Genomic DNA, 14,098 nt, shown 5'->3' with positions numbered 1-14,098 from the left:
CCGGCGGCGGGCGCGGCCGGCCGCCGCTTCACCGAATTCAGGAGGGCACGATGTCGATCGAAGCGAATGCGATTGCGGCCGTTGCCGCGACTCAGGCCGCACAGGCGCAAGCCGGCGGCGCTGCCGGTGCCAGCCAGGCCGCGCAGGTGAACCCCGCGGCGTATGCGGCCCAAGGCCCGGGGCAGGTCGAGCAGGGCATCGGCACTCCGGCTACGCAGGCCGCCATGCCCACCGACGCCCAGCAGTTTGGCGGCATGATGCGCCCGGTTGCCACCACGACGGTGCAGCCGGCCACGCTGCCGGCGCAGCCCATTCCGATGGCCTCCAACGCAACGCCATCGCCGGTGCCGGATGTGTCGTTCTCGTTCACGCGCGGGCCCGGTGCCGACGGTGCGATGGGCCAGTGGCGCGACTACGGCCATGACCTCAACGAGCGCTACACCAGCATCAACAGCAAGCGGCAGGAGATGCTCGACTCGCTCGACAGCATGGACGTGACCATGACGATGGTGAAGCTGGCTGACTTCAGCTACTTCGCCTCGATGACGCTGGCCGAGTACCAGATGGACATGAGCTTTGCGCAGGCCGCCAACGGCGTGAGCCACTCGCTGCTGAAGAACCAGGAAGGCTGACATGAACCGATTGCTGGGTGTGCTGATGGCGCTTGCCTGCCTCTTCGGCCTGGCCGGGTGCGAGCAGGAGCTGTACACCGGCCTGTCGGAGGTCGAGGTCAACGAGATGGTGGCCGCGCTATCGGCGGCAGGCATCAGCGGGCAGAAGCTCGTGCAGGACGGGCAGGGCCAGGAGGGCCGTACCTGGACGCTTACCGTCGACCAGGCCGACATGGGCCCTTCGCTGGCCGTGCTGCGTGCGCAGGGCCTGCCGCGCCCGCGCCTGGCATCGCTTGGCCAGGTGTTCCAGAAACAGGGGCTGGTGGCCACGCCTGCTGAAGAGCGCGTGCGCTACATCTACGGCGTATCGCAGGAGCTGTCGCGCACGCTGCTGGATGTGGACGGCGTGATGCTGGCGCACGTGCACGTCGTCATTCCCGAGAATGATCCGCTGGCCGACAAGGCCAAGCCAGCCTCCGCTGCTGTGTACATCCGCTACCGGCCCGGTGTGAACCTCACCGCCATGGCGCCGATGGTGAAAGACCTGGTCGCGCACAGCATTGAAGGGCTGAGCTACGACAACGTATCGCTGTTCTTGCAGGGCGCACAGCCGGTGCCCGTGGACGCGCGAAAGGGCGCGGCGTTGCTGGGCACATTCAGCACGCGCAACCCCCTGGTGTGGTTGCTTGGCTTGCTGATCGTCGCGGCGCTTGTTGTGACGGGTCTTGTGGCATGGCGGCGCGGCGTGTTCGACAACCTCAGCGGACGTAGGCCGGAGCGCGCGTCATGACCACCGATGCGCGCCTGGCAGGGCTGGTTGCCACGTTCAACCTGCGGCCGGATCGCTATATCGACGCGTCGTGGTTGCCGGCGGATTGGCCGCTGGCGCTGCGCGACCCCGCCCGTTATGGCGAGGCAGGGCGCGCCGTGCTGGCGCGAGCGTTGCTCCAAGCCCATCAGTTGCAGGGCGAATGGGACTACGACTTTGCCGCCGTGGAAAAGCGCATCGCGTTATTGCCCGCCGACGCTCTGGAGCGCATGGCCGTGTGCTGCGGCCTGTGCCTACATCGCCAATGGCTGCGCGAGGGTGAAGTCTCGCGCAAGACGCGGCAGGCCATCGATCTGGCGTTCGGCGCACCGCTGGTGGCATTTGCGTTGGAGCGCATGCCGGCCTTCGAGGCCGTTGCCGAGACCCTGCAGGCGCAGCGTCAGTACCCGCGCCTAGCGGTGGAAACGCTGCGCGCCCGTGGGCGCCGGTTGCTGACTGATTTTCTGGTGCCGTTTGGGCCGGCCGTCCTCCGTCGGCTGGCGTTGAAGTTTCCGCGTAACGCGGCCGATGCCGATCGGCCGCCGTATTTGCTGGGCCGCACGCAACGCGCAGAACTGGGCGAGCTGCTGCGGCTGAGCTTGATTCCTGAACAGGTGCCGGCATGGGACTGGCTTTTCTGATTACCACCGACAAGCTGCATATCCTGAGCGAGCGCAAGGTGCTCAAGCAGCACGAGTATGCAGCGCTGCTCGATGCCACGAGCATTCTCGGCAACGCACAGGAAGAACGTGAGCGCCTGCTGGAAGATGCCGAGGCGCAACGCGAGCAACGACTCAAGGCCGGCTACGACGAAGGCTATGAAAAGGGCGAACGCGAAGCCGCCATGCGGCTGTACGCCGATGCGCTTGCCAACGCGCGTGCCTTGGCGGCCATGAAGCAGCTGATGGCCGAACTCGTCACGCGCACCGTGCGCGAGCTGGCGGCCGATCTGCCGCGCGAGGCGATCTATGCCAAGGCCTTCGCGCGCATTGAAACGCTGGTCGAACACGAACCCGTGCTGACGGTGCGCATCGCCCCGCAGCAGGTGGCGGATCTGGAGCGTGTGCTGGGAACCATGACCGACGGTACCCGCCGCGTGCGCGTGGTGCCCGATGCCAGCCTGTCGGAAGAGGCGCTGGTGGTGGAGACCGCATCCGGCGTGGTCGAAGCCGGCATCGACACGCAACTGGCTGCGCTGCACGCCGCACTCGTTGGGGACGAAGCATGACCGAACCCGCCGTCAGCCACATCATCGACGCGGGCGATCTGGAACGTAGCCTGCGCGACGTGCTGGAGCGCGCCGACGGCATGGCTACGGGCGTCCAGATGCGCGGGCGCATTCACCGTGCGGTTGGGCTCATGCTCAATGCATCGGGTATCCAGGCGCGGCTGGGCGAGGTGTGCGAATTGCGCACGCCTGGCGAGCGCAGCATCTATGCGGAAGTCGTTGGTTTCGAGCGGCAGACCACCTTGCTGACGCCGCTGGGCAGCGTGCACGGCTTGTCGGCCGCCACGGAGGTGATTCCATCCGGCAGCGCGCATCGCTTTGGCGTGGGCGATGCGTTGCTTGGCCGTGTGCTCGATGGGCTGGGCGCGCCCATGGATGACGGCGGGCCGCTATTCACCAACGAGCGTGTTTCAACGCATGCAGAGCCGCCCAGCCCGTTGTCACGCCGCCGCATCGACGCGCCGCTTTCCACCGGCGTGCGTGCCATCGACGCCATGCTGACGGTGGGCATCGGCCAGCGGCTGGGCATCTTTGCGCCGTCGGGCGTGGGCAAGAGCACCCTGCTTGGCATGATCGCGCGCGGCGCGCAGAGCGACGTCAACGTCATCGCGCTGATTGGCGAGCGCGGGCGCGAAGTGCGTGAATTTCTGGAGCTCTGCCTGCCGGAGGCGACGCGGCGCAAGACGGTGCTGGTGGTATCTACGTCTGACCGCCCGGCCATGGAGCGCGTGAAGTGCGCGCTGGTGGCAACCGCCGTGGCCGAGTATTTCCGTGACCGCGGCAAGAACGTGCTGCTGCTGGTGGATTCACTCACGCGGTTTGCGCGGGCGCAGCGCGAGGTCGGGCTGGCGAGCGGCGAGCCGCCCACGCGGCGCAGTTTTCCGCCCTCCACGTTCTCGGTATTGCCGCAATTGCTGGAGCGGGCGGGTGCGGGTGCGCACGGTGTCATCACCGCCTTCTACACCGTGCTGGTGGAGGGCGATGAAGAGAGCGATCCGATTGCCGAAGAGGTGCGCTCCATCGTCGACGGGCACATCGTGCTGTCGCGCAAGCAGGCGCTGGCGGGGCGCTATCCGGCCATCGATTTGCTGGCCAGCATCAGCCGTGTGATGCCGCAGGTGACCACGCCCGCGCACCGCGCCGCCGCGCAACGCGTGCGCGAGCTGCTGGCCAAATACCAGGAGATCGAATTGCTCGTGCAGATTGGCGAATACCGCGAGGGCAGTGATGCGCTGGGCGATACCGCATTGCGCGCCCATGCCGCGCTCGGGCGCTTCTTTGAGCAAGACGCCGATGCGCGTGTGAAGCTGGAGCGCACCGTGGCCGACCTCGAAGCCGTGGTGGGGGCGCTATGAGCGATGTGCTGCGTCAGCTCGCCCGCGTGCGCGAAGCGCGCAAGCTCGGCGCCATGGCGCGTGCGCAGAAGCAGGCTGCCCTGGTGGCCCAGGCAGCCGCGCAGAACGCGGCGGCGCAGCAAGGGTTGCAGCAAACGGTATCGGCGCGCTCTGCGCACGACGCTGCCATTGAACAGGCCGTGCGTGAAGACGCGCGCAGCGCCGTCGCGCTGCTGTGCGGCGCCAATGCCGCGCGGCTGGCGCTGGATCGTGCCATCGTCAACGCGCACGTCGAATCCACGCAGACCGGCACTGCGCTGGCGGCCGAGCAGATGGCGCAGGCACGCGCCCAGCGGCATGTGGCCCGCGCGAACGCCAAGTGTGAAGCCGTCGACCGCGCCGAGCAGCGCGTGGTGGCAGCACAGCGCCGCGCGGCGGAATGGCAGGAAGAAGACGCTGCGCTTGAAGCCCAGCTTGCCCGCCAGTTGGTCAGCCCGAAGATCACCACCTGAGCCGATGCAAGGGTTCGATCCCCACTCCATGGAAGGCCTGTTCCGGCAGGCGCTGCTGGTGCTGCCGCGTCTGCTGCCCATCATGTTCATCGTGCCCGTGTTCAGCGGGCGGGTGGTGACGGGCATGGTGCGTAGCGGGTTTATCGCCATCCTGGCGGTGTTCGTGGCGCCGTCCATGGCGGGCGCGGCAATGAACGTGCAGGGCGGCGGCCTGTGGATGGCGCTGGCGCTCAAGGAGGCGCTGATCGGCGTGCTGCTCGGCATGGCGTTTGGCGCGCTGCTTTGGGCCATCGAGAACATCGGCCACCTGATCGACTTTCAGACCGGCTCGGGCAACGCATCGTTCTTTGACCCGGTGGCCGGGCATGAGAGCGGGCCGACCGCCAGCTTTCTCGGCTTCATGGCTGTCACGCTGTTCGTCACGGGCGGCGGCCTGCATGTGATGCTCGGTGCGTTCTTCGAGTCGTACAAGCTTTGGCCGATCGAGCGCATGTTGCCAAGCGCATCGGTTGCGCTGGAGCAGTTTGCGGTGCACGAGGCCGATAGCGTGCTCGGCTGGACGCTCAAGCTGGCCGCACCCGTGATCATCGTGCTGGTGGTGGCGGAGCTGGGCATCGGGTTGATCAACCGCTCGGTGCCGCAGTTGAACGTGTTCCTGTTCGCCCAGCCGGTGAAGAGCCTGCTGGCCGTGCTGATGATGGTGCTGTTCCTCGGCTTTGTCTTTGAATCGATGCGCACCTTCCTGGCCGGCAACGGCGAGATGGTCTGGCTGTTGCGCGCGCTGCTGCACAACCCCGGCTCATGAGCGAGAAACAGCACAAGCCCACACAGCGCCGGCTGGAGGACGCGCGGCGCGAAGGCGAAGTCGTCCGCAGCACGGACGTGACGAGCGCGCTGGTCTTTATCGGGATGCTCGTGCTGTTGTGGCAAGGCGGCCCGTGGTTGCTCGAACGCATGCGCGGCCTGCTGATACAGAACGTGAGCGCCGTGGCGCAGGCGCGCGACCCGGCCGCGGCGGTGCGGCAGGCGTTGGTATCGGCGGGGGCAGAGTGGATCCTGTTGAGCGCAGCCGTCCTGGTGCTGGTGACCGTGCTGGCGGTGCTGGGTGCGTTTGCCCAGGTGGGCGGCATGTTCGCGCCCAAACGCCTGACGCCGAAAATGTCGCGGCTCAATCCGGGGGAGGGCATCCAGCGCATGTTCTCCGTGCGCAACCTGATCGGCCTGGCCATCATGCTGTTCAAGGTGGCTTGCCTGGCGCTGACGCTGTTCGTGGTGATTCGCGGGTCGTTGGCGTTGCCGCTGCAGGCGGGCTACGGGCGGCCGGCGGCCATCCTGGCCGTGGTCGCGCACATGATTCTTCTGCTGTTCGGCTGGGCGGCGGTGGTGTATGTGCTGATGGCCGCGCTGGACTACTGGCACGTGCGTTTCGAATTCTTCAAAAAGAACCGCATGTCTACCGAAGAACTGCGCCGTGAACATCGCGAGCTGCAAGGCGATCCGCACATCGTGGGGCGCCGTCGCCAGCTTGCATTGGAGGTGCAATACAGCGCGCTGGAAGATCGCATGCGCATTGCTACCGCCATCGTGTTCAGCGCGCGGCATGCGGTGGCGCTGTATTACCCCGGCGATGGCACGTTGCCGATGGTGATCGCCAAGGGCAGCGGCGAATCTGTCCAGCGCATCCGGCAGATGGCCGAATACCACCTCGTGCCGACCGCAGCCAACGCGGGTCTGGCGGAGCGCCTGCACGACACCGTGCCGATGGATACCACCATTGACCGCACGTTGTTCCGCGATGTGGCGGCGCTGCTGCGCTGGGCTGAAGGCGCGGATGCGGTGGGCAATCCGTACGTGTCGTCCACCTCCTGAGCGCGCACAAGAAAACAGCGGGCGCCTGACTGCTGCGCCCGCCGTTGATGGCTCACCTTCCCCGTTATCCGATCCGCACGATGTCGCCCGGGACAACAAGATCCGGGTCCTGCCCCGTTGCGCCCTGCGTGTACGGATTGCCGTCCAGCGCGGCCCAGTCGAACTGGCTGTTCATCGGCGGCAGCTTGTCGAATGCGGCAAGCGTACGCGGCTCGGATGCCGGGCTCGTGGTGCCGAGCAGTTTGGCGGCATCGGCAGCGCTCAGTTGCCAGAGCGTGTCGCCAGGGCCGACGATCGCGTACTGCGGCGAGGTGGCCGTGCCGATCGAAGGTAACGCGTGCGGAGCGTTGGCGCGCAGCACGTCACCGCTCACGCCTTGCATGTCGGGCAGCGGGAACGCGGCAATGGGCTGGTTGTTCTGATCCTGCCCGTTGCCGCTGGCCTGCACTTGAGCAACGGCTGGCTTGGCCGCCTGGTTGGGCACGAACAGCTCGATGCCGAAGCGCGTGACCGCCGCCACACCCAGGATCACCCCGCCAGGCAGCATGGCGTTGCTTGGCAGCCGTTGGCCGACCTTGGGCATCAGGTCGCCGGCAATGCGCAGGGCGCCTGCACCGAATGCCAGGTCCAGTGCCGCCTTGGTGGCGCCCATGGCCGGGCTGTTCGTATGCATGAGCGCGTCGTTCATCGCCAGGGGTACCGAACCGACCGTGTACAGCGACATCGTGAACGCCTGGGCACGGTTGAGCCACGGGCTCGTGTTGGTCGGCTTGTCGTTAAACGTAGCGCCCAGGCGGCCGGCAAAGTTCCGGCTGGACAGCGCCAGGTTGGCGCTCAGGAACAGCGCATTGCTCCAGAACGATGGCGTGTTCAGGTGTGCCCCATGCGTGGCAAACCAGTAAGCCGTGTTGCCGTTGTTGAGCGCCAGCGTGAGCAGTTGCAGCGTGTCGTTGGCGCGGCCAATGGGGCTCTTTGGAGAAAGCAGTTTCGCCGGTGCGCTCGTGAGCGCTTGCAGGCGCTGCACGTCGCGCTCAGTCTGGGCGTCGGGGTTGTTTTTCTTGCTTAGCGCATCGGTGAGGGCGTCCGGGTTGGCTTGGAAATGATCCAGCGCTTCACCGATGGCCGCGCGGTCTGTCTTTGACAGCCCCCAACGGCCGGCCTGATCGCGCACGTTGGCTTTGAGCCACGCCAGCGCCGAGGCGGAGTCCTCCGTCCCCAGCTTGCCAAGCTGCTCGTTGATCGCGCGTGTCTTGTTGGCGCGCAGCGCCGCGATGCTGCCGCGATACATGAATGAAAGCGGACTCGTGACGGAGGGGTCGAATACCGCATGCGTGGCGGCGCTTCCGGTGAGCGTGGCGGAACTCGCAGCCGTGGAGAACGCCCCCGTCAGCGAGCCCGCGAAGATCCACCGGATCCACGGCTTGCGCTTGGGTTCTCCGGCGCTGGCGGCGCTGTTCGGCTCGGTGGGCGGGTTGCCGTTGCCATCGTCGCCGGCCTCGCCGGTCTTGATTGGCGGGGTGCTGGGCTCCGTGGGCTTGCTGCTGGAGGCCTGCGTGCCGGGTGCGGGCGTGTCCGGCGACGGGCTGTCCGGACCCTTCGGCCCCGTCGCGTTTGCTGCCGCTGGTGGGGGCACGTCAGGCTTCTTGCCGGCGGCCAGATTGATCATCTGCACAACGGTCTGGTAAGTGTTGCTGTCGTGCCCGCCCACGGTCGGATCGGTGCGGCCGGTGACGCCATCAACCGCCCCGGCGTTGGCACTGGCCTGGAGCGCGTCCATGTGCTGCTGGTGCGTGCTGAGCAAATCCGTGCGGCCGGCGGCCTTCAGTGCAGATGCCGCAAGGCCGTGCGCGCCCCAGTTTGAGTTCGATGCGCTCACGTAGTGGTCGGCCGGTACAACGGAGCGGGGGTCGACCACGGTGCCGTCGGGCAGCGTCACTTGCGGGGCCGTGCGGCGCGTGTTGCCCATGCCGGCCTCATGCCCGCGCGAGCCTACGCCGATGGTGGTCACGCCATCGGTCTTCCAGCCGGCTGCGACCACTTCATCCAGCGGCACGGTCTGGTCAGTGACGTCGTTACCGTTCTGGTCGATATACCGGCCATCGGCGTTGCGACCGTGCACGTTGATCGAGACTATCGTGTCGGGCGACTCCTGGTTGATGAGGTCTTGCGCTGTGGTGCGTGCCGGCTCGCCGGGGGCTGCATCGAACGGGACGATGCTGTAGTCGTTGACCGCCGCGCCGCGTGCCTGAAGGGCGGCATCGAGCGCGGGCACCGCTTGGTGCGGGACCACATAGACGACCTGCTTGCCTGATGCCTGCATGTCGTGGCCAAACACGGCGGCGCCGGCAATGCCGTCGGTGTCGACAGCGCCATGCGCATTGCGGGCACCGGCTAGCACCAGGATGCGGTTGCTGTCCTGTAGCGCGGCGGCGGCGTTGTCGACCCCCTTCGGGTTTTCAATGCGCGCCATGTCGGGGTTGAACAGCGCCATCACGGCGTTGCTGATGGGCGTGGGCTCCATGCGCGGGTTCGGCGGGATGGTGCCGTCCAGCGTCTTGCCGGGGCCGAACCTGCGCACGCGCTGCACGGGCACGTTGAGGCGCTCCATCAGGTTCTGCACCGATTCGCTCACGGGCCCGGTCTTGCCGGAAGTCACGACGTAAGGGTCGGTGGAATAGGCGGCGCTGGGTACGTGCCACTCAGCCTTCCCGATCTGGTTGAGCAGGGCCTTGGCCTGGTACTCCATCGGATCGATCACGGGAATATCCATGCCGCGCTTCTGCAGCGAGGTCACGAGAAAATCCTTCATGGCCGGGTAGTGCGTACAGCACAGCCACAAAGACGTGGTATTCGGGTCGAGTTCCTCCACGTATTTGTCCGAGGCGGCTTGCAGCTCCGCCTTCACCGCCGGGTCATCGCTCTTGTGCTTGAGGTCGTTGACGAAATCCGCAAATTTGTGGGCTGCCACAGCCTGCGGTGTGATGTCGCCATTGGTCAGCTCAGCGACCTTGTTCTGGTATGCGCCGCTCTTGACGGTGCCTGCTGTGGCGATGACGGCAGGGCGGTCACCGCCGTGTTCGACCATGGCGCGCGAGGTCACGTCAATCAGGTTGATGACAGGCACATCCACGTTGTCCAGCGCTTTCGGGAACGCCGTACACGCGGTGTTGCACGCCATGGCCACCATGGCCGCCTTCAGGCGCTGTGCGGTCTGCAGGCCATTGCCCACCAGCCGGATGAGCGTATCGGGGCTCTTGGGGCCGTAGGGCGCGTTGGCATGGTCCACCACCGGCACCATCTGCAGGTCTTCCCCCGTTTCGGCCTTGATGATTGCCAGCATGTTCTTGGCCGCGATCAGCCCGCCGTTGCTGGAGTCGAAAGCGGCAACGGTGAAGGGTTCGTTTGGCGTGGCCTCGTCAAACGTCTTGCCGTCAGGCATGTGGTTCATGGCGTTACGCAGCAGCACGAGCATGCCCTGGTGCACCTGCGAGGCGAAACCGTCGACGCTGGCTTCGCCCTTGCGGCTCACGCCATCCACCGCACCGGCATCCACCGAAGCCTTGATGGCCGCGTGCAGTTGCTCCGGCTTGGGCATGAGATCCAGCCGCCCCATGTTGCGCAGCATATTGGCCAGGATGGCCTGCGCGCCAAAGTTGGAGTTCCACGCCGTGACAGGAAAGTCCACCGGCACCGTCGACGCGAAATCGACCGTGCTGCCGTCGGCCAGCGTGACCGGCGGGATCTTGCTGCGCAGGCTGCCCATGCCGGCTTCGTTGCCGCCGTCTCCCACGCCCACCGTGACGATGCCCTTGCGCTTGTTGGCCTCCAGAACGATCTGGTCTTTCGGCGCATTGACGTCGGCGACCGAGATGCCGCGCATGTTCAGGTAATCGCCGTCGGCATTGCGCGCCGGCAGCTCGATGGCCACCACGGCTTCGGGCTGCACGCGGTCGAGCAGTTCGTTGGCCGCATCGCGCGCGGGCTGGCCGCGCTTGGCATCGAACAGCTCGAGCTTGACGAGGTGGCCGCCCGGATATGTATCGAGCACCGACTGGAGCACGGGCATGTTGGCCGAGTCGGTGGCGACGGTAATGTCGTAGCCGGCCTGCGCGAGCGTGGCGGCTTTCTCGCCTGTGCCGACGGGGCCATCGGTTTCCGGCAGCATGCGGCCGGTCGTTGGGTCGCGCCCCACTGTAAAGCCGGTCACCATCAGGATGCGCTTGCCCATCAGCGCGGCGGCGGCATCTTCGGTCCCGCCCTTGACGAAGAAGTTGCGGATGCCGCGGTCGATGAACATGGCCTGGATGCGGTCCACCGGCGACATGATGCGATCGGCCGTGCGCCCGAATACCGACGACTTGCCGCGATAGAGCTGCATGCGCTGGCGCCAGCTCATGCGCACCGGGTCTTTGATGTTGGCGGTATCGTGCGCGAACTCGGCCTTGCTCAGGATGAGTTGCCGCTGCTCATCGCTCATCTTCGAAAGCGCGCTGGCCAGGCGCCGCACGCCAATGCCACGCGGGTGACGGCCAGCGGTGGTCCCGCTGGTACGGTAATTCTCCGCGTCAAGCAAAAGGTCGGCATGCTGCGACAGCGCGTTTTGCGTGCCGGCGTCGAGTGCCTTTTGCGTGTCGGTAAAGTTCGTGAGCGTGACTTCCGGGTTGGCGAGGTCATCCAAAGCGCCCGGCAGCGGCCGCGAAGGGCGGGCGGGTCCCGTGTTGGTTGGATTGCCTTCGTCGCCCGGCGTGCCCGTTTTGCCGGGTTCAGGGGGGAGCTCGCCTGCTGTTTTGGGCTTGCCTGTGGCCGGGTCGATCGGGTCGGTTCCGGGCTTGCCCATCGTGCCGTCTTTCCCATCGTTGCCAGCGGTGGTGCCGGCAGGCTCCGTCGTCTTGCCGCTGGCTTGCGTGATCACTGGCTCGGTGGTCGGGTCGGTCGTGGGCCGGCCCGCGCTGGCTGGGTCATTGGCAGCCACCGTGGTGGGCTCGGGCACCACCTCGGTGGGCTTGTAGCGGTCGGCGTTGTTCTTCAGGGCGTTGAGCAGGCCGACGCGCTCCGTGCCTTGCGACAGGCCAACTCGTTCGAGCATGCGCGTTGCGCCCACCTGGCCCAGGCCGAGACCCAGGAACATGATGGATTCGGCTTTCTGCTCGCCCGACATCCGGTCGCCGTACATCAGCAGGTCCTTGACCTGCGCGCCCGTCATGACGATGCCGCCGCCACCGGCCACCAAATCCGAAGCCGAGCGCGTGAGCGTGAACATCTTTGAGGCCGCCGCCGCTTCCGACAGCGCGGACACCCCCTTGCCGGCCAGGCTGTATTCGCCCGCTGCGGATGTGACGATGGCTAGCCAGTCGTTAAAGGCCTCGGGGTTGGTGGGCGACCACGAGCGGCCGTGGTCGGCCAGCGTGTTGAGGTGGTCGACGGATTCGCCAACGATCCAGCCTGTGCCCACCGCCACCATGGCGCCGCCCACAATCGATGCGCCGCCGAATGTGCCGACCGACAGGATCACCCCGCCCACCGCCGTGGCCACGCCGGCCACGATGTCGACAACGTGCCGGATCTTTTGCCCCGTTGTGGTGATGTGCGCGCTGAAGTGATCGACGTCAGGGATGCCCTTGCTGTCGAGCGCCACAGTGCCCGCAAGGTTCTTCGGCACGTAGATCGTGCCACCGTCAGACAGGGCGTTGTTATGGCGGTAGTCGTCGAGGTTCTCGTAGTCCCAGCCGCGATCGTCGATGTAGTGCGGCTTGCCCCCATTTTTGTCGGTGACTTCGAACAACGCTGTCGGCATCACGCCTGCGCTCTTATCCACGTAGGCAATCGGAATGGCTTTCACGGTTGGGTTGTCGCCACCCACCTCGTGGATCTTCTTGTTGACCTCGTCGATGATCTTGGTGCTGTTGCCGCTGGTGAACCACGCTGTGCCGGTGGTGCCGCTGCTCTGCGCGCCGGCGTTGTCAGCCTGGATCATCAGCGCGCCGCCGATGTAGTTTTTGAGCTGCGTGTCGGCATCAGGGCCGGTGAAAGACTGCGCCTTGTCGTTGTAAAGCGGCGTGTCCTTGCCGAAGGTGGCCTTGGACATCTGCCCGAAGATGTTCTTCAGCCCCGCATTCTGGTCGGACTGGAACGTCTTGTAGTCAGCCTCTGCCTGCTTTTGCTGGACCTTCTCGTTGCCGCGGTCGAATGCGCGTTGCAGCATGTCGGCGTTGGGCAAGTCCTTGCCGTGCTGCTGGATCAGCGCGTTGGTGACCGTGGCGCCGTTGCCGTCGCCCACGGCGTTCTGCACCGGCACCCACGACGGCATGCTCCCCCCCGAACCGGAGGTCTGCATGCTGTAGAGGAACGATTTGGCATTCGAGTTGGTGGTCAGCCAGTTGGCAACCTGCTGGGCGTGGTCGGTGCTCGACTGGTCACTGGCAAAGCGCGGCGAATCGGCCACGGCAGCCGTCAGGCTCAAGCCGCCGTAAAAGTCCGAGCCGTGGGGCACGAGTCCCGACGTGTCGGCGCCGGCGTTGCTCTGGAACCAGTTGCCGTTGTCGTTGAAGCGATCTTCTACGGTGGTCAGCAGGTTGTTTGCCACCTCGGGTGGCGCCACCTTGGCCAGGTCCTTCATCCATTTGCCGACGGCATCGTATTTGACGGTGCTGTCGGCCATCTTGCGACTGGCGTCGGGGTCGTCGGGGTTGTACTTGTAGACCTGGGTGAGGTCGCTGATCTGCTTGTTGAAGTAGTCGCTGTGTGCGTTGAAGAACGGCGCGCCGGCCACCTGGTACAGATGGTCGCGCGCGTCGGGGTCGGCGCTGGTGACCGACACGTCGTTCATGTTGGTCGACAGGATCTTCAGCGCGCCCTGCGCATCGCCCGCCTTCATCTTGGCCGCGACCTGATCCTTGGTGTAGTTCACGCGCACGTCGTAGCTGGCTGCGCCGATCTGTTCGTAGATCTGCTCGGCGTTCTTGTCATTGGCGTGCGGCCGCGCAAGCTGCACGCACGCGAACTGCACTGGATCGTTGGTGGCGAGCGCCTTGTCCTGCGCCGACAGCGTTGGGTCGTTCGGGTTGATGTGGTTGATCTGGTACTGGATCGCATCGGCTGTGGCGATGTTCCTGGCAAACGCGAGGCTGCCGTCGTCCCAATCGGGGTGGGCCTTTGCCAGCGCATCGGCAGCGTCGTTGGCCGCCTTCAGGTTATCGCCCGAGCCGAAGTTCTCATAGCTTGAAAGCTCGCCGCCAATGGCGGTCTTGAAGTCCTGGATGGCCTTGTCCAGGTTGGTCTGCGCCGTGTTGATCGAGTCCTGCTTGTCTTCAGCGATGGTCCTGTTGGTGACCTTGATGTTCTGCGCATCCTGCAGCTTGTCTTGCGCGTCGAGCACGCCGTCGCGCGCTTCCGATGCGGTGCGCTGGCTCGGGTCTTGCTTCTCCACCGCGTCCTTTGCATCGTCGACGATCTTGTCGAGCCATTTGGCATCGGGGTCGCGTTTCTTGATGGCGTCCGCTGCGTCTTCGATGGCTTTCTTCTCGCCGCCAGCGGGCGCTTCGTCGGCCTGCCGGCGCAGCTCGTTCTGCACCGAGTTGATGACGTCCGAAAGCGGCTTGTCGAGCTTGGCCTGGGCGGCCTTGGAGTCGTCGCCGTTGTTGATGTAGTCGTTGACCGCCGTGTTGGCCGTCTGGATGGCCGCGTCGGTCTTGGTTTTGGCGTCGGCGGCTGCTTGTTTCTGCTCAGGGGTGGGTGGG

Annotated in this window: 9 protein-coding genes; 8 read left to right on the top strand and 1 reads right to left on the bottom strand. The window is 66.0% G+C overall.

The annotated features are described in order from the left end of the window. From ACCD03_RS24840 to ACCD03_RS24805, 8 genes are all read left to right on the top strand, one after another. The coding region (locus ACCD03_RS24840) for a hypothetical protein (protein ID WP_413413216.1) at positions 1-632 on the top strand (632 nt) is incomplete at its 5' end. 1 nt (position 633) lies between these two features. Next, positions 634-1,401 (top strand): type III secretion system inner membrane ring lipoprotein SctJ, encoded by a 768-nt coding sequence (gene sctJ, locus ACCD03_RS24835; protein ID WP_052672743.1) that lies wholly within the window; start codon positions 634-636, stop codon positions 1,399-1,401. Beyond that, positions 1,398-2,060 (top strand): SctK family type III secretion system sorting platform protein, encoded by a 663-nt coding sequence (locus ACCD03_RS24830; RefSeq protein WP_413413215.1) that lies wholly within the window; start codon positions 1,398-1,400, stop codon positions 2,058-2,060. Before sctJ ends, ACCD03_RS24830 begins: the two co-directional genes overlap by 4 nt. Beyond that, entirely contained in the window at positions 2,042-2,647 is a 606-nt protein-coding gene (gene sctL, locus ACCD03_RS24825; RefSeq protein ID WP_413413214.1) for a type III secretion system stator protein SctL, read from the top strand. The genes ACCD03_RS24830 and sctL overlap by 19 nt, the downstream gene beginning before the upstream one ends. After that, positions 2,644-4,002: a FliI/YscN family ATPase gene (locus tag ACCD03_RS24820; RefSeq protein WP_413413213.1), complete on the top strand. Its 1,359-nt coding sequence runs from the start codon at positions 2,644-2,646 to the stop codon at positions 4,000-4,002. The genes sctL and ACCD03_RS24820 overlap by 4 nt, the downstream gene beginning before the upstream one ends. After that, complete coding sequence (locus ACCD03_RS24815) at positions 3,999-4,493, top strand: hypothetical protein (RefSeq protein ID WP_413413212.1); 495 nt, start codon at positions 3,999-4,001, stop codon at positions 4,491-4,493. Before ACCD03_RS24820 ends, ACCD03_RS24815 begins: the two co-directional genes overlap by 4 nt. Positions 4,494-4,521: 28 nt before the next feature. Then, on the top strand, positions 4,522-5,298 hold the full coding sequence (gene sctT, locus ACCD03_RS24810; RefSeq protein ID WP_253534651.1) for a type III secretion system export apparatus subunit SctT: 777 nt from the start codon (positions 4,522-4,524) through the stop codon (positions 5,296-5,298). Beyond that, positions 5,295-6,362, top strand: a complete 1,068-nt coding sequence (locus tag ACCD03_RS24805) for a flagellar biosynthesis protein FlhB (RefSeq protein WP_413413211.1) — start codon at positions 5,295-5,297, stop codon at positions 6,360-6,362. Before sctT ends, ACCD03_RS24805 begins: the two co-directional genes overlap by 4 nt. A 64-nt stretch (positions 6,363-6,426) precedes the next feature. Here ACCD03_RS24805 and ACCD03_RS24800 read toward each other — a convergent pair. Continuing rightward, positions 6,427-14,098: glutamate cyclase domain-containing protein (locus ACCD03_RS24800; protein ID WP_413413210.1), on the bottom strand; the 7,672-nt coding region annotated here is incomplete at its 5' end.

The sequence above is a fragment of the Ralstonia sp. Ralssp135 genome, assembly GCF_047304345.1.
Lineage (GTDB): Bacteria > Pseudomonadota > Gammaproteobacteria > Burkholderiales > Burkholderiaceae > Ralstonia > Ralstonia chuxiongensis.
This window is presented reverse-complemented; position numbering and strand designations above follow the sequence as displayed.